The following is a 21,099-nucleotide window of genomic DNA, read 5'->3' on the forward strand; positions in this document are numbered from 1 at the left end:
ATTAAGAGGGCGAAATTTAAGAATTTCGCCCTCCATGGCCTCCAATATTAATTATTTCGATTTGAAATATTTTCTGATGTTGAAGGGTTTGACAAAGAGCCATCATCTGTAGATGATACATATGCTGAGTTTGTTGTTGTATTCAGAGTAGCTGATATCGCTTCTGAAGATAACAATACGGGTTCTGACCCAGAGGCATCAACATTTCCAGCTGATGCATAAATCTTGCATGCTTTGAAATTTGTATTCGTACAGGGAGTTGCATCTGTAGTAGATGTCCAATGTGAAACATCCTGTACGTTAGCTACGCTGTACGGTTCCGGATCACTCTCCGGTGGGTTGTATTCAAATACATACATTTCCCTTCCGTTACCATTTTTAGGTGCATCTTTAAAAGCGCTGGTGATGCCTATCAGGGCTACCGCAATTACGAATCCGCAAGCCGGTAGCATTTTAGATAACTGTGTCATAAATTTACAATTTTGTTATTAAAAATTAAATTCCATGCTTTCGCCCGTCGCTCGATTTTATAGCGGCGCAGGTACTGGGTTAGAAAAATGGAACCTACTTTTTTGTACAGGTGTTCGGCTACATACCTGATTCTATCCGGCCAGATAAAAAATATCTTTAAATTGAAATTGTTTGTTTAGAATAATTTTTCTGTTTTTGATATTTTAGGAGGACAATTCCTAGGTAACTTAATAGTGTGAACAGAGTATTGAATACAAGATGCCCCGTCCATCCAAGTTTAGAAATTAATCCTGCACATGAGCATGGGATCTCGCCAAATGCCCCTGTGAGAGCAAATAATACATATAAGGTAAAGATGGTCATCAAAATGGATGAAAGAATCAACCCTGCTTTACGTGTTTTTTGAATATTAATTAAAATTGCAATAGTTATTTCGAGTGGTGGCAAACCCCATTGCAACCATTTGAGTGACCAAATTGGCAGAGGCTGTCGTTTTAACTGAGATCCGAATGTGGCGAATTCTATAACCTTACTAATTGCAGCATAACTCCAAAGAGCGATTAGAAGTACACAAATAATTGTTATGATAATTTCCCTTTTCATTGCCCAATTTTTGATCTTTTATTAGGTATAATTTTTAAGGGCGATAAATTCTGTATTCGTTTTAATTAGATTTATTTAAAATCTAAAGGCCCTCATTTGTTCATTCCTAACTCAAAGATGGATTGATTTTAATTCACTATCAATAGCCAAGTGGACGTACTTTAGAACTAGAGAAAAGGTTAATGTGTATTGTCGTTAGTTTTAAATGGTTATATAAAACGTGAGTGGGGTTATTTATCCATGATTTATTAATTTTCTAAGAAAGAATGGAGTATTATGGAAGTATTTCTTGAAGCTTTTATAAAAAGTTGGGGAATCAGGAAAATTAAACTCTAAAGCTATTTCATCCATGGTTTTTTGAGAAAAAACAACTTCGATAAAAACGCTTCTCATTTTGTGATCCAGCCAATACTGTTTGGTGCCCATGCCGTAAAGGTTGTGGAATTGCTTCTTTAATGATGTGGGGCTCATGTTTATTTTTTCTGCATAGTATGCAGTTTTCATATATTTCTTTTCTGAAATCAGCAGATTTGCAAGTCCTCTTAAATCTTCTCTTATTTCTAATTTGCGGTTATAACTGATCTTGTCAATATTGGTTTCAAGTTTGCAAATTATTGCGAAACCAAAAAGTGTAACTACTGCTAAATCCAACAGGAATGTATTGATTGGTGATTCTTTGATTAATTCCAGGATTAGTTCACTTAATTGTATCATTGGGTATGTAAGCGTTAAGGGCTTTTTAAAGTACCTATACACCTTGTGTCCATAAACCGCATTTAGCAAGGGTTCTATGATTTCTGGGTAAAGATGAAAAAGGTTTTCAACTAATTCTATTTTGGGATGGATGTCTAGGGTGCTATATATGGCTCCTCTTTCGAACTGTACGTAGCAATCCAGGTCAATGGTATTAAAAATATTGAATTGACCTCTATTCTGATATGTTCTTCCTAGATTGTTTGGGAAAATATAGGCCGCATTTTGCTCAAGAAAAATACTGAGTTCTAGAAAAGAGCTATCTGCGGTTGCATGTGTTTTTAGCCTCTCCAAACATTGATAATGACTTAGCCAAAGAGCATACCGTGGTCTTACCAGTTCCTGGAAGGAAAAGTCCCCGAATCCTCCTTGGACCGAATGAAAATTAGCCTGCGGGATAATAATTCCATTGAAATTTTGTGACGGGCCTTTGAACCATTCAAATAAATGCCCACGATTTGATGTTAAATTAATCATTTCCATTTTTGACGTTTTTAATTGGTTTTTGAATGAATAACATAACTTGGCCAACTAGAGGTTTCACCTCATAGCGTTCAATATGTTATGTATATATTGTTATAATGTACCCTTAAGTCCGAAGCGTCGAAAAATGAATCTTAATTCAGTTTATTTGCAGGCAACCTGATTGCTAATACTGACAAGATTTTTCCAAAAATAAGTAATTATTCAAAACCAATATAAATTTGTTGCAATTTTTCCTTGTATACAATGTACTATGGTGTAAAAATTATGCATCCTCTAAATTAGAAACCTTAAGTACTTTATTTGAAAAATCATTGTTTTGAAGTAGGAGAATGGGATTATGCTTAATTAAATTATAACTGGAACTAGATATTAATCGCTAGGATAGGCAATAATGCCCCTGTGGCATGTGGAAGTGAGAAGAACGGCAGGAGAAGTTTAAGTACATCGTTTTAGATCATCATGCCGCTGGAGATAGATAATAATGTCTATCATATCTGTGGCTGCCTGCTGGTTATGTTCAAGGGAAATGTAAAAGGAGCCGCCGATACCATGGCTGTGGCTTCAATCTCAGCCGTCTGCATTGGGGAGATGTTCACGGAGTGCGCTAAGGATATTCATACCGTTAGCACCCCTCTAAAATCCTCTTTGGCTGTAATCCGGTCATCAGGCCTACGGTAGTAGAGTTCAAAATGATCCAATATACGTTGGTCCCATAAATTTTATGAGTGCTAGGTAGCTGTCTTGCATATGATTTTTAAATATTCGACAAATTTAAAAATTTATGCTCGTTCCAGAAGTTTTTGCGTTGATCCCGTTTTGTATTGATCCATTGGGGATCAACTTGATCCGGGTTATCCGTATGCGCACATTGTAGGTGCCGTCTGCCCGTTTATTTTGTACTTCTGCTTTAAAGTTGCCATGTCAAATATATGTCAACTTTGGGAGGTCAAATGTAATTAAAAGTAGGGACAAGTAACCGGGGTTTTGGCAAAAGCAAAGGTCTATACAACGAAAAACGCCCGAAACGTGGGCGTTTCAGGCGTTAAACCTTTGTGGTGTGGGCCGGGATCGAACCGGCGACACAAGGATTTTCAGTCCTTTGCTCTACCGACTGAGCTACCGCACCTCTGTAAGGGAGTGCAAATGTAAACTGCAAATAATTAAAAACAAAATTCTTGAAGAATTATTTTAAAAATTATTTTTCAATGGAGTGTTTTAGCTCCAACAGAAAGCCTTTGAATTCCGTGAGGGATTGAATTAAGTGCATATTCACTTCTGTTTGCTCTCTGTAGGAGTTTAAATGTTTAATGGCGCCATTGATGGTTAATTTTTTTTGTCTCAGCAGGTAATAAATCAGTTGAAGATTTTTGACGTCTTCCGGCCTGAAATATCTATCTCCTTTTTTATTCTTTTTGGGCTTTAAGATTTTGAATTCATTTTCCCAGAATCGCAGCAGTGAGTTATTAACCCGGAACCATTTAGCCACTACGCTGATCGGGTAATATTGTTTTTGGAAGAGTTCTTCATCTGGTGGTACTTGGATAAGGTCAACTTCTGCATCAATCTGCTTAAAAGACATCCTGCCTCTTTTTCTAATTGGTACCGTTTGGTCTTCTATATAATAAGGCTTTTTGGGATCATTTTCAGATTCAATTGATTGACCATTAGCGTGTTGACCCTTTTGAGGCTCTTCTTTTTCAATCGCATTTATTGGTTGTTCAGCGCCTTCGTTATTTGTAACTTCTTTGTTTTCAGATACTTGAGATGGAATGGACTCCGGAGATTGGCTTTCATTTTGCTGAATATTATCCTCTGAAACTTCATTATTGGTTATTTCTTTTTCAGAAGCTGTCTTTTCAACAAGAGATCCAGGTGACCCAAAGTCTTCCAAGTCTTCTGGGGAGAAGGAGGTATCCATGGATGCTGCTTCTGTCCCTTCATGAAAGGGATTATTCTGCCCGGTTGATGATTGGTTGCCCGGATCTTCTACAATTTCATTGGACGCTGCCTGGTTATCAGTTAAGCTGTTATTTGGATTGGAAGTATTGCGCATAACCACCTTTACCCCAAACTGCTCATTGGCAAATACGACCTCTTTTGTTGTTGCTACGTCCTGAGGATCCTCGGAAGGATCGGTTAGGGGAGAGGATGGTGTTTCAGGCTTCAGTTCTGTTTCAGAAAAAGAGGAAGGTGTATGGAGTGCCTCCGCTTGTTCGTATTCAAACGAATCTATTTCGGAATGAACATCCTGGTTCAAGCCCTGAATTTGAATTTCAGAGGCTGTTACAGGTGCAGATGAATTAGACGCAACGGTTGTATCTTCTTCAAAGGCGTGCACTGCCGTCTGTGGCTGTTGAGCATTGGCCTCGGGCTGAGGAACAGCAGGAAGGTTCCCGTCAGGTATTGTTGCCTCTGCTGAAACAATGGGAGTTATTTCCTCTAATGAACCGGAGTCTTCCTTTGGCTCATTGGTAGCAGGCTCTTTTAATTGGATAGGGGCATCAGAAGGCTTCTGCTCGGGATCGCCATCAGGAGTTTTTTCATTATTTGTGACTTCCATGGATTTTTCCGTCACCTCTTTAGAAGCTTTCTTTTTCTTTTCTGGTTTGGGTGCTTCTTCCCCAAAATCAAATAGGGACAACTGCTGCATATTGTAAAAATAATAATCCTGAACAATTTTACCCTAAATTTATGCCGATTTGCGGCTTGAATAGCTTTAATTTGTGCAAACTTTAGCAGGATAGAGGTGAATTTAAATCCAAAAGAAACTATTTTAATTACAGGAGCTACTGGTCTGGTAGGCAGCGAGATAATTAATCAGTTGGACTGCTCCAGGTATCATATTATTGGCATGGCCAGAAATATACCTGAAAATGCACCCAAGGGTATTAAGTGGGTATCCTGTGATATTTTGGATGTAGTTGCCTTGGAAGAGGCCTTAAAAGGCGTTACCCAGGTTTATCATTGTGCTGGTTTCGTTTCCTTTGACCCGAAATTAAAAGATCAAGTTCTAAAAATAAATATAGAAGGAACGGCTAATCTGGTCAACTGCTGTATTAAAAATGGCGTCAAAAAACTCCTGCATGTCAGTTCTGTTGCCGCAATAGGAGAGGCCAAGGGAGCAAAGCGTACCATAGATGAAAAAGTGGAATGGCATGAAAAAGGAGCTTCTGATTATGGAAAATCAAAGTATTTAGGGGAAATTGAGGTATGGCGTGGTCTATGTGAAGGTTTGGACGCTGTTATTATAAATCCATCTATTATTATTGGAGCTGGTGATTGGAATAGGGGATCAACAGCCATGTTTAAATCTGTTTATGATAGATTCCCATGGTATACAGAAGGAATACATGGGTTTGTAGATGTAAAGGATGTTGCCCAAGCAGCTGTTTTATTAATGAATAGTCCCATTAGCGGGGAGCGGTTTATTGTGAATGGGGCAAATATTTCCTATAAAATGTTATTTGATTTAATGGCTGCTGGTTTTAATGTGCCTGAACCAAAGAAAAAAGTGACCCCGCTTATGGCAGAATTTGTTTGGAGATTAAAATATTTAAAAAGCAAACTGACAGGTAAATCTTCTATATTAAATAAAAGTACAGCTCGTACTGCACTAATTATCTGTGAGTATGATAGCTCAAAGTTGAAAAATGCACTACCTGAATTTCATTATACAAGTATTGAAAATACAATTTCCAGAACCTGCAAAGCCCTTCAGAAAAAATATGGATTATAGAATATTTTAACAGTTTTGCCTCGAATTTTATTTAACCTTTAGCCTTCCTGCCCATCAAATTAGGCTAAATTTGCCTCAATTCTTGAAAAATATTCATGAATTTTTTGGATTAAAGCAATTTTATTCCGAAAATTACATTTATAATTTAGTGATTTGTTGAATGCTAACGGAGTTTCAACAGGTCTTCAGATAAAATTATTCGTTTTTCTAGTCTTTGCAGAAAATCAATACTGCGGACATAAAACAAGTTAGAAATAGTGAAAAAATTCTTATTCCTAAGTGTTGTGGGGTTAGTAATGTGCGCATTCACCACACCCATGACCAAAATCTCCAGCGCAAATATCGTGCATCCAGTAGATAAGGATTTTCCTTCTTTACTTCCGAATAAGCCCGTAGGTCAGACAATGGCAAATAAATATGTTGATTCTGTGTATAACAGAATTAACCTGGCGAATGTCGGTCTAAAAAAAGAGGTCTTTTTTAAAGCCTTTAAAGGGTATCAATACCTGGAAAGTAAAGGAATGTTAGATAAGCCAGATTTGCTAACGATTGTGGATTATAGTCAGAGCAGTTCTCAAAAGCGCTTGTATGTGATAGATCTTAAAGCGGGAAAAGTTTTATTTAATACTTATGTATCCCATGGAAAACGGTCTGGCGGTGAATATGCCACTTCTTTTTCTAATGTAGAGGATTCTCATAAAAGTTCATTGGGTTTTATCGTTACCGGTAAATCATATAGCGGAGGATCTGGTTACAGCATGCATTTAAATGGAGTAGAGCCAGGGATTAACGATAATGTTTACAGCAGATATATTGTTATGCATGGCAGTCACTATGTGAATGCACGTAGAGCTGATGAAAATGAAACTGGACGCAGTTTCGGCTGTCCAGCAGTTCCTTACGGACAGCAATATGCCATCATCAATAAAATAAAAGAAGGTAGTTGCTTATTTATCTGGGCCCCTGATAATCATTACCAGGTTTCCTCTAGAATTTTAAATGCCGCCTTTCAATGGCCGGTTTTAAAGAAAGATGGTAAGTTTAAGGAATTATTGGCGCCTCTTAATAATACGGCTAGTAGCGTATTGGATGGGGCTCCTGATTTGAATGATAACAAAAATAGTTAGAACTTATATTAATGGAGATTATAGCAGCTTAAGCTGCTATTCTTATTTTAAATGTCCGGTCTTTTTAAGATCGGACATTTGTTTGATTAAAAGTTTAGAAAAGTGGATATTGGCAGATTATTGGAATTGGGCTAACTTGCCCCTGAATGATTATCGTCAATAATTTTAAAATAACGTATAAAAATGGGGAAAGAAATTATTAATACCAGTAATGCACCAGCACCAGTAGGTCCATATAATCAAGCGATAAAAGCTGGTGGTGTGCTTTATGTTAGTGGCCAGATTGCCATTGATCCGGCAAGTAATCAGTTATACTCTGGTGATTTAGCAGGGGAAACGCATCTGGTTTTTAAAAATCTGGAAGCAGTCTTAAAAGAAGCTGGATATGGTTTTGACGATGTTGTCAAAGCCAGTGTCTTTTTAAGCGATATGGGATTATTTGGGCAGATTAATGAAATTTATGGAACATATTTTCATACAAATCCTCCTGCCAGGGAGTGCGTGGCAGTTAAAACATTGCCTAAAAATGTGAATGTAGAAATTAGTGTTATTGCTTATAAAGATTAGCAATGAATCCTTTGCTCTAAGTCATCAGCAATAAAAGTAGAAGTCTGTGATTTTATATGATCACAGACTTCTGCTTGTTAGGTGTGTGATGTACTATTCTTCAGTGACTTCTGCATCCGGTGCATTTTTCTTGACAGACTCAATGCCATTTTCCATAGCGGCGGCACTTTCATATAATTCACTGTTGCCTATAACCTGTCCATTTCCAGCCCTAAGGTTAAAATAAGGCTTTCCGTTAGTGGAAGTTTTTCGTTCATACCTGCTATCATCTTGTGAATTGGTCTTGACAGAAGAAATCCCATTTTGGCAGGCCGGCTTGGTGGTATAACCTTCGCTGGTTAAAATAATTTGTCCATTACCTGCTTTAAGGTTAAAACGGAATTGACCGTCCTTACCGGTTTTAACAACAAACTTTCCCATCTGTTTATTATTTTGAAGTGAATAGATATTCTAAGTTAAGCAATATTCAAAAGATTGCCAATTTTGAAAAGAAATTATTCATTGACGATGTTGTTCTGTGCAATCGTGTCAGTAACCTCTAAAGTCGTTATCGTTATTATTTTATAAAGGGAAAGATTTGGAAGTAGGGTTAATAATCCATCTTTACTTTTCAGACGTAATTGGTTTGCTGAAAATCCAGTTCTTAATTTTATGCTTCGGGTAAATGCTGTAAATTCTGAAAACCCATGATCCATCGCAATGTCTTGTAAACTGTCATTTGTGTACATTATTTTATAAAGACAACTCTTAAACTGTAATTCGGTCTGGAAAACTTTAAGGCTTGAAGGAGCAACTGACCTAATTTGCGCTTCGAAATTTCTTTTTGTTGAATTGGTAAATTTTCTAATATCCTTTTTTGTTGGATAATTAAAATTATCATTAATCATGGATTCAATTAATTTTTCGAGACCAGTCAAGGTTGGATGAATTGTTGCTATTTGATAATTAGTATTAAAAGTTTTCTTTAAAATAATCCTTGAAATAAGACATATGCATTTGTATACAACTTCCGGAATAATGAATTTATTAGAAAGGATAAATACAATATTCTCAAGTAAATAAACGTCCTGAGTGTGTATATAGCCACAGATCTTGCCTTTCTGAAGGTATAGGTCATTTTTGAATACCTCACGTAGAGAATTGATGGCTTCAAACTGTTCTTTTATTGTAAAAACATTAAATAGGTTCTTGGGGTACTGCAATACAAGTGTATCTGGAGGGATATCATTTAAATGCCTTTCAAATAGTAAATTTGAATTCTTTATATAAAACAGGACAAAGGGAGTATGTTCACTAATACCAGGGGCATCCAAATGAATATGCTTCGTATTAATATGGAGCTCATAATCATACCGCAATTCGCTGCCAATTCTAATAATCTGTTTTTCATTATGGGTATTACAATATATAATCTGTAATCCAAGAATGGATGACTGAAAATACATTTTTGAATTATTCATATCGTTTCTAATTAAAGCATTATTGCCATTAATGAAATAATTACCAGATAAAATGATTAACTGGTCAAGACAATTAGATTCATATATATTAGGATAAAACAAATGTACTGGATGTCAAGTTTGCAAATATGTAATAAATGCATTTTGCATTTGTGTTTATCATAGGATAGAACTAAGATAATTATTTTTTCAATAAATACAAAAGGAGGTGACAATGAAACGCTATTGATAAGAAGTCCTATTAGCAAGCGCATGGTATATAATTTATTAACAATGTATATATTATAAATTAAATAATTATTTAAAGTCTGAAAATATGAAATCAAGGGATTTGACTATTGATTTGGCTAGAGGATTTATTGTGTTTATTATGCCAGCTACTCATGCTACACTCTATTATAGCCAGATGGATGTACAAAAAAGCGCTTGGGGGATTTTTTTAAGAATTTTTGCGGAGGGTGCAGGTGCTCAGGTATTTATGTTTTTATTGGGGTTTTCCTTTTATTTGGGGCGCAAGAAATCCTTGGAATCTATTTTAAAACGATCACTTTCCATTTTCCTGTTAGCCTATTTATTAAACTTCATAAAATTCGTGATTCCTTCGATTCTGGGGTGGATTCCTTCAACTTTTTTTTCCTATTATCATTTATCATCAGATTTCTGGGGAACCGTAGATTTATTAATGGTGGGCGATATTTTCCAATTTGCCGCTTTGGCATATTTAACCTGTGGGGTTATTTATCATTTCAAATTGAAATGGTGGTTGCCGCTCGCTGTTTCCATTTTAACCGCAATTGTGTCGCCGTTTATCTGGGGAAATAGAGTGACTAATATCTTTTTTGATTATTTACTAAAATTCCTGAATGGCGCACCACCCGCGGTATTTTTTCCTGTTTTTCCCTGGTTGGCGTATCCTTTAATGGGGCTTAGTTTTGGATTTCTCTATAACGCGCTATTGGAGGAAGAGTTTTATAAATTGTGTTTTAAAGTTGGCCTGTTGTTTTTTGCCATTGGGATGGGGATTATGTGGTTTGAGCCCGTTGTTTTTAAATCTAATTTCTATCGTTTAGGGCCAGGAGGCACATTCTTTCATGCAGGTTTAGTGTTATTATGGCTATGCTTATGCCATTTATTGGTTGTAAGGTTTAAAGAAAACTACTTTAATCAAGGGATAAATTTAATGTCCTGGTATAGCAGTAATATAACATTGATTTATCTGGTTCAATGGATTATTGTTATTTACTGTTTGCCGTTATTCGGGTTTATGGATCTAGGGATAGGAAGTACGATCATCGCAGTTAGCCTGGTAAGTTTAATGACATTTTTGTTGGTGAAGTTACTTAAACTTTTTAAGGGTAAACATTATATACAAAATGTCGAAGGGAAAGCAACTCAATAGTTGAAAAGGATGGGGTAAAAAAGACCCTAAGTTGCTCTTAGGGTCTTTACTGTGAACCTTACTGGACTCGAACCAGTGACCTCTACCATGTCAAGGTAGCGCTCTAACCAACTGAGCTAAAGATTCATTGGTTGGCAAATGTATAGCAATTTATTTAAATTCGTCAGATTGACTTAAAAATTTTTATTTTTTAATATGTTGAGCTATTCGGTTGATTATGCTTTAGAAATAAACAATAATAAATGAGTGTTATTTTATTAAAAAATATTAAAAATGAATATATTATTTAGTTTCTTCAGACTTATTATTCGTCTTCTCATTTCATTGCTGAAAAAAATAATGAAATATTCCTGTAAATTAATAACGGAACAAATACGGAATTAGATTTCTAAATTTAATGCAGTGTGCTTAGGTTAAATGGCTATATTCTGCTATTTTAGTGAAATCATTTTTTTTATAATATAAAAGGGTTATAATGTCACAATATTCAATTCTAAAACAAAAAATGCTTTTAAAAGCATTTGCAGGAACCATTTCTTGCTTTTGCTTGCTGACCAGTTCTGTATTTGCGCAGGACATCCCGATTGAAACAAATAATTCAGCTATGGTTTTGCAGGTGGATAAAAACAAGATGATACATGTAGGTTATTTTGGAGTGAGATTAAAGGACCCTAAAGAATATGGACAATTTGATAATCAACTGCAACAAAATGGAGATCCCAGCGGGGTTGCCAATAGTGCGTATTCATCTTCCGGATCCAGGAACCTTTTTGAACCCGCTATCAGTGTCATCCATGCTGATGGAAATACCTCACTGGCTTTAAGATATATTTCCAGTAAGGTCAGCAAAGAAGCGGATGGTGTAATACTAACTGAAGTCTTGCTAAAAGATCCGGTTTATGACTTTAATGTCCGGCTTTTTTATAAGGCTTATCAGAATTTTGATGTAGTGGAGCAATGGGCGGAGATGGAACATCATGAAAAAGGAAATGTCAGGCTTAATAAATTTGCTTCGGCTAATTTATATTGGAATAGATCCAATTTTTGGCTTAAACAATATCATGGAGACTGGGCTAGAGAAATGCAACCGGAAGTAACTGAATTAACACACGGAATTAAAACATTAGATTCAAAACTCGGCACCAGGGCTGATTTATTTCAGCCGCCTATTTTTGTGGTTGGTGCAAACCGTTCTCCTGAGGAGGATTTTGGAGAAGTGATGTTGGGGTCTATTGAGTGGAGCGGAAATTACCGCATTGATTTGGAGGTTGATAATCAAAATAACCTGCGCATTATTGCTGGGGTTAATAATTTTGCGGATAGCTATGAACTCGCGCCCGATAAGTCATTTACGACGCCAAAATTTTTATATACCTTATCAGAGAATGGGACAGGGGCAGCAAGCCGAAATTTGCAGGCATGGGCCAGAAAATATAGGATTCTAGATGGTCAGGGAGAAAGGCTGACCCTACTTAATAACTGGGAGTCTACTTATTTTAATTTCAATGAAGAGAAATTGAAAAGCCTTTTGGAAGATACTAAAAATCTGGGGGTGGACCTGTTTTTATTAGATGATGGCTGGTTCGGTAATAAATATCCTAGAAATGATGATCACGCAGGACTCGGAGATTGGCAGGCCAATAAGAAAAAACTGCCTAATGGAATAGAAGCTGTCGTCCAACAGGCTGATAAGGTGGGAACCAAATTCGGAATCTGGCTTGAACCTGAAATGGTTAATCCTAAAAGTGAATTATATGAAAAACATCCTGATTGGGTAATAAAACAACCCAATCGTCCTGAATACTATTTTAGAAACCAGCTGGTTTTGGACTTGAGCAATCCTAAGGTACAGGATTTTGTATTTAATATCGTGGATAGCCTTTTTATTAAGAATCCAACACTTGCCTACATTAAATGGGATTGTAATGCTGTAATATACAATGCCTATTCTTCTTATTTGACCCACCAGTCTGAACTTTATATTGAATATGTCAGAGGCTTATATAAAGTACTTGAAAGGATTCGGGCTAAATATCCTAAGGTTCCGATGATGTTATGTTCTGGAGGCGGGGGCAGGGTCGATTATGCTGCCTTGCAATATTTCACAGAATTCTGGCCTAGCGACAATACGGATCCGTTAGAGCGGGTCTTTTTGCAATGGGAGTATTCCTACTTTTATCCGGCCATTGCTACCGCTGCGCATGTAACCAATTGGGGCCGGCAGCCTTTAAAATATAAAGTTGATGTCGCAATGATGGGCAAGCTGGGATTTGATATCGCTGTAAATAAGCTCAAACCCGAAGAATTAAGCTTTTGTCAGTCTGCCATTAAATTATATGACCAAATTAAAGATGTAATCTGGCATGGTGATCAATATCGTTTAGTGAGCCCATGGAATCATGATTTTGCTTCCATTATGTATGTGGCACCCGAAAAGACCAAAGCCGTTATTTTTAATTATCTGGTATCCAATAGATATGCTGCCGGAAGCACTTTACCTGTGAAGCTTAAGGGACTGGATCCCGAAAAACATTATCGTATCCAGGAGGTGAATCTGTATAATGGGGCAACTTCTAAATTACAACTGAATGCCGCCAATCGTTATTCAGGTGCATTTTTAATGCAGGTAGGATTTAATCCGGTGGTAAATGCAGGAAGGACAAGTGTCGTATTGATAGCCTCTGCAATTGATTAGGTGGTAGAAAATATTGAAAATAAAAATCCGGTAAGTTGAAAATTGGCTTACCGGATTTTTATTATACTACAACACTCAATGGAGCCGCAATCTATTGCTTCAGTTTCAAAACGATTGTTTCATGCGCTTTGACTTCATACATTAATTTTGATTGATTCTTTTTTTGCTCGCCGGTCCAGACATTCAGCGTAGTATATTTTCCTGATAATCCGATTTGGCTAAGTGCCAGGTTGTATTTTCTAGCGGTTGAATCCGTATTTAATATGCCGATTGCGTATGAGCCATCTGACAGCGTCTTTAAATAGACCTGCCAGTTATTGTCATTAATTTTTCTTTCAGCTTGTTTGCCCAGCGGATCCTGATCTATCGCCAGAATTTCTTTGTTGGTTAAAATGCGCTTTGTTGCTGCATTCATATTGGCCACATCACAGGTAATCATCAAAGGAGCTGCCTGTAAACACCATAAGGACATTTGAGATTGGTATTCAATATCATTGCAACCTATGCCTCCCAGATCTCCGGATGGTCCTTTTTTGCCATATAATCCCACCACCAGCATATCTGGGTCATTCCACGCCCCTGGCTTGGCATAAGCTACCAGGTCTGCATTCCTATTGACTGCATCCAGAATGCCGATACCTCCTGTAGGTGTACCTGGGGCGTCAAAACTGGCAGACCATTTATCCCTGATATCCCCGTCAATACGCCAAAGATTACCACCTACTTCGCTGCCCCAAGTCCAGGGTTGTCTTCCGCCCCACTCACAAATTCCAAAAACGATGTCTCTGCCTGAGTTAGAAAGGGCATCGGCCATTGTTTTATAGCGCTTCATGGCCGTTTCTTTATCAGAGGGAGCCCCGCAATAATCATATTTTAAATAATCTATTCCCCAGGATGCAAACGTTTTGGCGTCCTGTTGCTCAAAATGAAGGCTAGCGGTATAACCTGCACAGGTTAACGGGGCGGCATCGGAATAAATACCCAATTTAATACCTTTACTATGTACGTAGTCCGCTAATGCTTTTATCCCGGAAGGGAATTTAATGGGGTCCGGAATTATATTATTTCTGTTATCGCGACCGCCCTGCCAGCCGTCATCAATGAAGATATAATCATAACCCAACCTAACCAGTCCATTGGTCACCATTGCGTCAGCAATACTTTTCACATCCTGTTCTGTAATGTGATCAGCATAAAAGTTCCAGGTCATATATCCCATTGGAGGTGTAGGTGCTAGATGACTTCTTTGACTAAAACCAGTAATGCCTGTAAAACAAAGGGCGGCCGCCATTAAAAAAGCTTTTGTTTTCAGCTTGATATCCCAGCTAGGAAAATGCATATTTAAAAAATTATGGTGGAAAAATAAGTTGGACATAAAGTTATTTTATTTTTAGTGAACTGCACAAAGGAATTCCATAATAATATTCAGGTCACAATAATTGCAAGTCTTTTTATATTCAAGCCAGGTCTGTTGGTGCAATCAGTTTTGCTTTTAAAATCAACTAAATCTTATTTTGAACTGCCAGATGTATTGCTCAGATATTATATTCACTGAGTCGCTAATTGCATAAAAAAATAGGGACAGAATAACGTGCCCCTATTTGGTATGGTTAAATCCTGATAAAGAACCTCAATTTTTAATTCAATAATCCTCTGTTTTCTTCCATGGGTTTAATGCTAGGTTTTTGTCCCCTGAAATCTTCATAGATTTTTTCGAGATCTTCAGTATTGCCTTTTGAAAGAATCATATCTCTGAATCTTTGTCCATTTGCTCTGCTCAGACCGCCATGTTCCTTAAACCACTCAAACGCGTCATCGTCTAGCATCTCTGTCCAGAGGTAGGCATAATAACCTGCAGCGTATCCGTTGGACCATATATGCAGAAAATAACTTGAACGGTAACGAGGAGGTACGGTATTTAAATATAACCCGGTTTGTTCAAGAGCGTGCAATTCAAAACTATCAACATCTTTTATGGGATCTTCTGGCTTTAATTTGTGCCACTTCATATCCAATGCTGCTGCTGCCAGAAGTTCGGTTAACATATACCCTTGATTAAAAGTGCTGGCTTTTTTAATTTTATCCACCAGCTCCACACTTATTGGCTGCCCTGTTTTGTAATGAATGGCATAATGCTTCAGGATGGCGGGGTCAAGTGCCCAGTGCTCGTTGAATTGTGAAGGGAATTCAACAAAATCCCTGGCCACATTTGTCCCTGATAAGCTAGGATATTGTTGACTGGCAAAAAAGCCGTGTAATGCATGACCAAATTCATGAAACATAGTGGTTACATCATCGAAACTGATTAGTGCAGGCTGGCCGGGGGCCGGTTTCGTAAAATTACAAACATTATAAATGACGGGTTTTGTGCCTAATAGTTTGGATTGAGTTACGAGATTGTCCATCCAGGCACCCCCTGATTTATTGTCCCGCTTGAAGTAATCGAAATAAAAAAGCCCGATAGAGGTTTTATCCTGATCAAATACTTCAAATACTCTTACATCTTTTTGATAGACAGGTATATCTTTTCTTTCTTTAAAAGTAATCCCGTAAAGTTGTGTGGCTGCATAAAATACGCCGTCTTCCAGTACCTTATTTAGCTCAAAGTAAGGCTTGATCTCATTTTCATCCAGATTATACCTGGCTTTTCTGACTTTATCGGCATAATAATCCCAATCATAAGGTGCTAACTGAAATCCTGCATGACTGGAGTCGATGACTGCCTGAATATCGGACGCTTCCTGCCTTGCTTTTTTTACTGCAGCGGGAACCAGATCGGCAAAGAATTTATCTACTGCCTCAGGCGTTTTGGCCATCTGGTCTTGCAGCTTCCAGGCGGCATAATTAGCATAGCCCATTAATGCGGCTTTTTGTGCTCTGATTTGTGCGATTGCCTTAATCGTCTTTCGGGTATCATTACTGTCATTTTTTTCTGCTCGGTTCCATGAAAGTTCAAATAATTTTTCTCTGGTAGTACGATTAGTAAGTGAGCCCAAAGCAGGCTGCTGAGTGGTGTTTTGCAAGGGGAGCAACCATTTTCCGGAAAGGTTCGCTGTTTTGGCATCTTCTGCAGCTGCCTCCAAGGCACCTTCTGATAAACCGGCAAGTTCTTCTTTACTGTTAGCGATATAGGCTCCTGCTTTAGCTGCTGCCAGTAACTGGTTGGTAAATTTGGCGCTCAGTGAGGCTTCCTGTTCATTGTATTGTTTCAGCAATATTTTATTCTGATCAGATAGTTTGGCCCCGGCGAGCATAAATTCCTGGTAATAATATGCGACCAGTCTTTTGGATTCACTGTCCAGATTGGATTTATCCAAGTGATTATATACTGTTGTAATTCTGTCGAACAATGCCTTATTTAAATGAATAGCATCACTGTGGGCTGCCTGGAGCGGTGCTAGTTCTTCCTGGACCTTTTGTAAATATTCATTGGTATTGGCTCCTGTTAATAAGTTAAATACAGCAGCAGCTCTTTTTAGTACCGAACCACTTTGCTCAAGTGGCACCAGGGTGTTAAGAAAAGTGGCTGAATCGGGATTATCCGTTATTTTTTTTATTTCATCCAGCTGTAAACGCATGCCTTCAATAATGGCTGGTTTGAAGTCCTCGTCTTTGATTTTGGTGAAATCCGGCGCCTCATAGGGCAAGGTACTCGTCTTTAAAAAAGGGTTATCACTTGCTAAAGTATCCACTTTGTTATTATTTTTTGTTTGCTGTTTGTTATTGCCACAACTGCTGCTTAATACAATTGCCGCTGCAACCGGAAGTAAAGAAAGCATTTTAATTGTTTTCATCAGCTTACATTGTTTTGTTTATGCTGTGAAAATACAAAAAATACACCAAAAGCCAACGAGCATTGGTTTTAATAGAATTGACATCTATCAAAGAGCATGGCCCTAAAAAATATCTTTAAAGATTATGTCCAGTGCGATATGGTGCATGGTATAACTTGGGTTACTACCAACAAGGTTGTTCATGTAACCAATTTCTGCATAAAAAGGCAGGGCGGCAGGGGCGTATCTGTAGAAGCCGCAGAAATAACTATCTTCATAGCCGAACCCTGACCAATTATTCTTTGAGTTGATTGCATCCGGCTGTTGGGTATTATTACCAGCATCATCCTTTGGTTTTATTTTGGTCATTTTATTCTGGAAAAGACTTTCGGCATAAAAAATCAACGTGTGCTCCCGGTTTGCCGTTAAAGGGATCATGGATCTTAACTTGAACCTGGCTCTGAATGCCTTTCGGGTATCAGTAGAGGAAAACTCCGGCATATAAAATGTTCTGTATTCAGGTCTGAAATCCAGGTTCCATTTAATGGGAGAGCGGCTCCATCCATAAGAAAGGATTCCATAGAGCATCAGCTCCTTTTTTATATCAGAGGCGGCTTTATGATATGGAGCCGTTTTTTCGTATATATATTGTTTTCTGAGACTTAAACCACCTGTTACATTGAAATGCTTGGATAATTTTCTTTTAATCTCTTCATTTAGAACCCAGATAGAAGGTTTTTTAAAAAGGTCGTAAGAGCCTTCGGGATTACTCATGCGGCCGTATCCGATAAAAGAGTTGGACTGCCAGTTTTGAGCTGAATCTATGGATTGTTCCAGGCCTACTGCCATCCAGGAGATAATTTTGGTATTACTGAGTCCCGGAGGAGTAATCTGAGCACTGATTCTTTGAACTCCTGCCAAAAGTAGGATTCCAGTCATTATTATTAACAGCCAGGATGCGTTGATTGTTTCTACAATGGTCTTTATTGAAAAAGGGCTGAAATACCTCATAAGCTGTTAACTTAAAAGTTGCTTAATCACTTAATTAAATGAATAAGGCCTTAAACTGTTATCTGATTGAAAAAATAAGGAAGAGGCGCAAACGTAAAAAAAGTTTTTTTGTGCTGACATCCGTTTTACATTGGCATATAAGTATACATACTATAATGGCCTGACAGCATTCCCTTTATCGCTGCTTTGTAGACTTCATTTTGAGATTTTTCAACGCCGGAGAATTCTCTGCCTAACATAAAATCGCTAAAATAAGTGGACCAGTCGTTATATTTTTCCTGGGCTGTTTTAAGTTGTTCTATTACAAGGGATTTAGCATTAATGGGGTCAATATATTCCGCGCTATAACCGAGGTTGACGATATAAACATAAAGTCCTATGTTCCATGCTTTTATGCCCGCAGGAGAAAACTTATCGTAATTATCTTTTACAAACTTAAGTAAAATGTCAGAACCTTCGGGTAAGTTATTGGTTTGTAGGTTGATGGAGCTGATATTGGCATTTTTGCCGCCGTTTGCATCCAGTACTTTGCGGCAAGCTTCATAATGTGCCTGGAATCCGCTGTCTTTCAAATTATTCAAAAAGAGAAAAAAGTCGTGTTGGTTTGCGATTTGAAACCAGTTTGAAAGCGTATTTCTGGAATCCACTTTTTCGCCGGCTGACCGTCCAAAAGGAAAAACCATGGTTTTGTGATAGGCGCTGTCCAATAATGTCAAAAATGGTGATTGAGATCTGTCCTGATTTATTAAGGATTTTAGCTTACTTTCAAATTTATCGGCACCGCCATAGCCCTGGACAAAATATACGCCTGCCAGCATAAAGCCTTTTAACGTATCGTCTTTGATTTGGACATTGGCTTTATCTATGCCAGAATTTGGCTGATTGCCTTTGTTATTACCCGACCCGCAACCAGACAACAAGGCTACAACGAATGAGGCTGCAAATAAACTAGATAGAACTCCTTTCATGAATAAATTTGGTTATACTTTCAAATGTGGCAAATATCCTTCTTCCTGCCCATAAAAACAGCTACAATCTGTTATTGTTTGTCTAATGTGAAAAGGAAGGATTAGGAATGTTGCGAATAAAAATATTGATTATCAATTGATTATTTTTACAGGAGCAAAATAGTTTTATAAATAAATACAAAGTTTCCGGCGCAAATACAGTTTAAAAAGGATAATTTTGATGCCTATTGTAAATCATTTCATGTATGCGTAAGCTTTTAAAAATATTGGGTGTTGGCCTGATTGTCTCCATGACGATGCAACACTGTCAATCCAAAAAGATGATAGAGAATAAATACTTTTTACTCGTGGGTACATATACTGATGGTAATGCCAGTGAAGGAATTTATGTATACGATTTTGAGGATACCAGTGGCCAAATGACCGAAGTAGCTCATACAAATCATGTCGTCAATCCGTCTTATCTGGCATTATCAAAAAATGGCAAGTATCTGTATGCCGTAAATGAGAATACAGACGATAAAACCAAGGGAATGATTTCTGCTTTTGCCTTCGATAATAAAACAGGGCAAATGGACTTTTTAAATACGCAGCCAACAAATGGCGATGCGCCTTGTTATGTGGCCATTGATTCTTTGGGGAAAAATGTAGCAGAAGCCAACTATAATGGTGCTAATTTTTCGATCTACAAGACAGACACCAGCGGTAAACTCTGGCCTGCGACACAGATTATAGCACATACGGGAACTAGTGCCAATAAGAAAATTCAGACGCAGTCACATGTTCACTCCACTGTGTTTTCTCCTGACCAACAGTTCTTATTTGTATGTGATTTAGGTAATGATACGCTTTATCAATATCCCTTTAAAATCAATAATTTATTACCGGTAGATATAGCCGGCGCCATTAAGTATAAAGTACCTGCCGGTTATGGACCACGTCATATTACATTTTCTCCGGATCATAAATACGCCTACTTATTAAATGAACTGGATGCTCAACTAATGGTTTACCGTTGGCAAAATGATTCTCTGACCTATTTACAGACGCTGGTTTCTACTGCAGTAGAAGATACGGCAAATGCGGATAAAGGGGCGTCTGCCATCCGGGTTTCTCCTGATGGAAAATTCGTTTATACCTCCAATAGAGGAAAGGCCAATGATTTGGCCATTTTCGAAGTTCAGTCAGATGGTCTTTTAAAAGAAGTGGGCCATCAGCCTACCGGTCCACATCCAAGAGATTTTATCCTGGACCCTACCGGCCATTTTTTACTGGTGGCAACCAGGGATAACAATAAAGTGAGCGTTTTTAAAAGAGATATAAAGACGGGGTTGCTTACAGAAACCATGCAGTCAATTACATTACCTAAGCCAGTGGCATTGATTTTTGCAGAAAAAAATAAAGGCAATTAGTAAAATTTATTGTACTTTGAAAGGTAGAATTTTAATTGTTCACTTTTAATTCTTTAAAACAATGTTAGATGAAATTGTAAACCTGATTAAAAATGCCGCTGGGGAAGCTGTTCAGGCACACCCTGATGTACCTAACGAACAGGCAAGTGCTGTCGCTGAAGAAGCTTCACATTCCATTTTAGGAGATTTGGAAAATGGGTTGAAAGGTTGTGGTATCTCTGATATCCTTGGTATGTTGACGGGTAAAAAATCAGATATTGCCGGTAACAGCACGACGCAATCCATGACCGGGAATCTGGCCAGCAAATTAACGGAAAAGCTTGGGATCAGTCCTGCAGCAGCCAGCGCTCTAGGGGCTTCAATTATCCCGACAGTGTTAAGTAAATTAACTGGTAAAGTAAATGACCCTAGCGATAATAGCCTGGACTTACAGGGAGTTATTAACCAATTGACAGGTGGTAAAACAGCCGGAATTGATCTAAAAAGCATCCTTGACCGCAACGGAGATGGAGAAATTAATCTGGGAGATGCCGTTTCCATGTTTACAGGGGGAGACAGCAATGCTACCGGTCAGCAACAAAGTGGCGGTGGAATTTTAGACAAATTAAAAGGTATGTTCGGGGCATAATTTTTATCGT

Annotated in this window: 17 protein-coding genes and 2 tRNA genes; 7 read left to right on the plus strand and 12 right to left on the minus strand. The window is 37.8% G+C overall.

Annotated elements, in window-relative coordinates; translation table 11 throughout:
- Positions 1 to 47: 47 nt before the first annotated feature.
- The 5 genes from BLU80_RS11870 to BLU80_RS19880 form a co-directional block, all read right to left on the minus strand.
- Positions 48 to 470, minus strand: coding sequence for a hypothetical protein (locus BLU80_RS11870; RefSeq protein WP_091398508.1), 423 nt, complete (start codon positions 468 to 470; stop codon positions 48 to 50).
- A 157-nt stretch (positions 471 to 627) separates the two neighbouring features.
- A complete protein-coding gene (locus BLU80_RS11875; RefSeq protein ID WP_091398510.1) occupies positions 628 to 1,074 on the minus strand; it encodes a MauE/DoxX family redox-associated membrane protein in 447 nt (148 codons plus the stop codon).
- 234 nt (positions 1,075 to 1,308) lie between these two features.
- On the minus strand, positions 1,309 to 2,310 hold the full coding sequence (locus tag BLU80_RS11880; protein WP_091398513.1) for a helix-turn-helix domain-containing protein: 1,002 nt from the start codon (positions 2,308 to 2,310) through the stop codon (positions 1,309 to 1,311).
- Positions 2,311 to 3,366: 1,056 nt separating this feature from the next.
- Positions 3,367 to 3,439: transfer RNA gene (locus tag BLU80_RS11890), tRNA-Phe, on the minus strand.
- Positions 3,440 to 3,508: 69 nt separating this feature from the next.
- Positions 3,509 to 4,963 carry a MerR family transcriptional regulator gene (locus BLU80_RS19880; protein WP_091398523.1) on the minus strand — a complete coding sequence of 485 codons (1,455 nt, stop codon included), beginning with the start codon at positions 4,961 to 4,963 and terminating at the stop codon, positions 3,509 to 3,511.
- A 96-nt stretch (positions 4,964 to 5,059) separates the two neighbouring features.
- Here BLU80_RS19880 and BLU80_RS11900 point away from each other — a divergent pair, with 96 nt between their 5' ends.
- The 3 genes from BLU80_RS11900 to BLU80_RS11910 all read left to right on the plus strand — a co-directional run bounded on the left by BLU80_RS11900 (position 5,060) and on the right by BLU80_RS11910 (position 7,743).
- Positions 5,060 to 6,049, plus strand: a complete 990-nt coding sequence (locus BLU80_RS11900; protein ID WP_170831223.1) for an NAD-dependent epimerase/dehydratase family protein — start codon at positions 5,060 to 5,062, stop codon at positions 6,047 to 6,049.
- Between the two features lie 257 nt (positions 6,050 to 6,306).
- Positions 6,307 to 7,176 carry a murein L,D-transpeptidase catalytic domain family protein gene (locus tag BLU80_RS11905; protein WP_139188142.1) on the plus strand — a complete coding sequence of 290 codons (870 nt, stop codon included), beginning with the start codon at positions 6,307 to 6,309 and terminating at the stop codon, positions 7,174 to 7,176.
- Positions 7,177 to 7,359: 183 nt separating this feature from the next.
- The gene (locus tag BLU80_RS11910) at positions 7,360 to 7,743 is read left to right on the plus strand and encodes a RidA family protein (RefSeq protein ID WP_091398530.1); all 384 of its coding nucleotides are present in this window, start codon (positions 7,360 to 7,362) and stop codon (positions 7,741 to 7,743) included.
- Positions 7,744 to 7,836: 93 nt separating this feature from the next.
- Here the strand turns inward: BLU80_RS11910 and BLU80_RS11915 are convergent, their stop codons facing one another.
- Both BLU80_RS11915 and BLU80_RS11920 read right to left on the minus strand, forming a co-directional pair.
- The gene (locus BLU80_RS11915; RefSeq protein WP_091398533.1) at positions 7,837 to 8,163 is read right to left on the minus strand and encodes a YegP family protein; all 327 of its coding nucleotides are present in this window, start codon (positions 8,161 to 8,163) and stop codon (positions 7,837 to 7,839) included.
- Positions 8,164 to 8,237: 74 nt separating this feature from the next.
- The gene (locus tag BLU80_RS11920; protein WP_091398536.1) at positions 8,238 to 9,203 is read right to left on the minus strand and encodes a helix-turn-helix transcriptional regulator; all 966 of its coding nucleotides are present in this window, start codon (positions 9,201 to 9,203) and stop codon (positions 8,238 to 8,240) included.
- Positions 9,204 to 9,519: 316 nt separating this feature from the next.
- Between BLU80_RS11920 and BLU80_RS11925 the strand changes: the two genes are divergently transcribed.
- Positions 9,520 to 10,602, plus strand: a complete 1,083-nt coding sequence (locus BLU80_RS11925; protein WP_091398539.1) for a heparan-alpha-glucosaminide N-acetyltransferase domain-containing protein — start codon at positions 9,520 to 9,522, stop codon at positions 10,600 to 10,602.
- Positions 10,603 to 10,654: 52 nt separating this feature from the next.
- Here BLU80_RS11925 and BLU80_RS11930 read toward each other — a convergent pair.
- Positions 10,655 to 10,728, minus strand: a tRNA-Val gene (locus tag BLU80_RS11930).
- A 349-nt stretch (positions 10,729 to 11,077) separates the two neighbouring features.
- Between BLU80_RS11930 and BLU80_RS11935 the strand changes: the two genes are divergently transcribed.
- A complete protein-coding gene (locus tag BLU80_RS11935; RefSeq protein WP_244518888.1) occupies positions 11,078 to 13,297 on the plus strand; it encodes an alpha-galactosidase in 2,220 nt (739 codons plus the stop codon).
- Between the two features lie 91 nt (positions 13,298 to 13,388).
- On the opposite strand, the gene BLU80_RS11940 is transcribed toward BLU80_RS11935, so the two are convergent.
- The 4 genes from BLU80_RS11940 to BLU80_RS11955 form a co-directional block, all read right to left on the minus strand.
- Positions 13,389 to 14,672, minus strand: coding sequence for a glycoside hydrolase family 27 protein (locus tag BLU80_RS11940; protein WP_211481827.1), 1,284 nt, complete (start codon positions 14,670 to 14,672; stop codon positions 13,389 to 13,391).
- A 262-nt stretch (positions 14,673 to 14,934) separates the two neighbouring features.
- The gene (gene dcp / locus BLU80_RS11945; protein WP_091398541.1) at positions 14,935 to 17,091 is read right to left on the minus strand and encodes a peptidyl-dipeptidase Dcp; all 2,157 of its coding nucleotides are present in this window, start codon (positions 17,089 to 17,091) and stop codon (positions 14,935 to 14,937) included.
- A gap of 102 nt (positions 17,092 to 17,193) precedes the next feature.
- Positions 17,194 to 18,009 (minus strand): DUF2490 domain-containing protein, encoded by an 816-nt coding sequence (locus tag BLU80_RS11950; protein ID WP_170831224.1) that lies wholly within the window; start codon positions 18,007 to 18,009, stop codon positions 17,194 to 17,196.
- A gap of 197 nt (positions 18,010 to 18,206) precedes the next feature.
- Positions 18,207 to 19,049, minus strand: a complete 843-nt coding sequence (locus BLU80_RS11955; protein WP_091398545.1) for a DUF1266 domain-containing protein — start codon at positions 19,047 to 19,049, stop codon at positions 18,207 to 18,209.
- Between the two features lie 245 nt (positions 19,050 to 19,294).
- Between BLU80_RS11955 and BLU80_RS11960 the strand changes: the two genes are divergently transcribed.
- Positions 19,295 to 20,461: a lactonase family protein gene (locus tag BLU80_RS11960; RefSeq protein WP_091398548.1), complete on the plus strand. Its 1,167-nt coding sequence runs from the start codon at positions 19,295 to 19,297 to the stop codon at positions 20,459 to 20,461.
- Between the two features lie 61 nt (positions 20,462 to 20,522).
- A complete protein-coding gene (locus BLU80_RS11965) occupies positions 20,523 to 21,089 on the plus strand; it encodes a hypothetical protein (protein ID WP_091398551.1) in 567 nt (188 codons plus the stop codon).
- The last annotated feature ends 10 nt before the right edge of the window (positions 21,090 to 21,099 follow it).

It is taken from the genome of Arachidicoccus rhizosphaerae (genome assembly GCF_900107765.1).
GTDB classification, from domain to species: Bacteria; Bacteroidota; Bacteroidia; order Chitinophagales; family Chitinophagaceae; genus Arachidicoccus; species Arachidicoccus rhizosphaerae.

What these genes read in the sequence shown, in the direction of transcription:
- BLU80_RS11910 (WP_091398530.1), top strand. Translation starts at nt 7,360, where the DNA reads ATGGGGAAAGAAATTATTAATACCAGTAATGCACCAGCACCAGTAGGT.
- BLU80_RS11880 (WP_091398513.1), bottom strand. Translation starts at nt 2,310, where the DNA reads ATGGAAATGATTAATTTAACATCAAATCGTGGGCATTTATTTGAATGG.
- BLU80_RS11915 (WP_091398533.1), bottom strand. Translation starts at nt 8,163, where the DNA reads ATGGGAAAGTTTGTTGTTAAAACCGGTAAGGACGGTCAATTCCGTTTT.
- BLU80_RS11960 (WP_091398548.1), top strand. Translation starts at nt 19,295, where the DNA reads ATGCGTAAGCTTTTAAAAATATTGGGTGTTGGCCTGATTGTCTCCATG.
- BLU80_RS11940 (WP_211481827.1), bottom strand. Translation starts at nt 14,672, where the DNA reads ATGTCCAACTTATTTTTCCACCATAATTTTTTAAATATGCATTTTCCT.
- BLU80_RS11875 (WP_091398510.1), bottom strand. Translation starts at nt 1,074, where the DNA reads ATGAAAAGGGAAATTATCATAACAATTATTTGTGTACTTCTAATCGCT.
- BLU80_RS11870 (WP_091398508.1), bottom strand. Translation starts at nt 470, where the DNA reads ATGACACAGTTATCTAAAATGCTACCGGCTTGCGGATTCGTAATTGCG.
- BLU80_RS11925 (WP_091398539.1), top strand. Translation starts at nt 9,520, where the DNA reads ATGAAATCAAGGGATTTGACTATTGATTTGGCTAGAGGATTTATTGTG.
- BLU80_RS11935 (WP_244518888.1), top strand. Translation starts at nt 11,078, where the DNA reads ATGTCACAATATTCAATTCTAAAACAAAAAATGCTTTTAAAAGCATTT.
- dcp (WP_091398541.1), bottom strand. Translation starts at nt 17,091, where the DNA reads ATGAAAACAATTAAAATGCTTTCTTTACTTCCGGTTGCAGCGGCAATT.
- BLU80_RS11920 (WP_091398536.1), bottom strand. Translation starts at nt 9,203, where the DNA reads ATGAATAATTCAAAAATGTATTTTCAGTCATCCATTCTTGGATTACAG.
- BLU80_RS11955 (WP_091398545.1), bottom strand. Translation starts at nt 19,049, where the DNA reads ATGAAAGGAGTTCTATCTAGTTTATTTGCAGCCTCATTCGTTGTAGCC.
- BLU80_RS11965 (WP_091398551.1), top strand. Translation starts at nt 20,523, where the DNA reads ATGTTAGATGAAATTGTAAACCTGATTAAAAATGCCGCTGGGGAAGCT.
- BLU80_RS11950 (WP_170831224.1), bottom strand. Translation starts at nt 18,009, where the DNA reads ATGACTGGAATCCTACTTTTGGCAGGAGTTCAAAGAATCAGTGCTCAG.
- BLU80_RS19880 (WP_091398523.1), bottom strand. Translation starts at nt 4,963, where the DNA reads ATGCAGCAGTTGTCCCTATTTGATTTTGGGGAAGAAGCACCCAAACCA.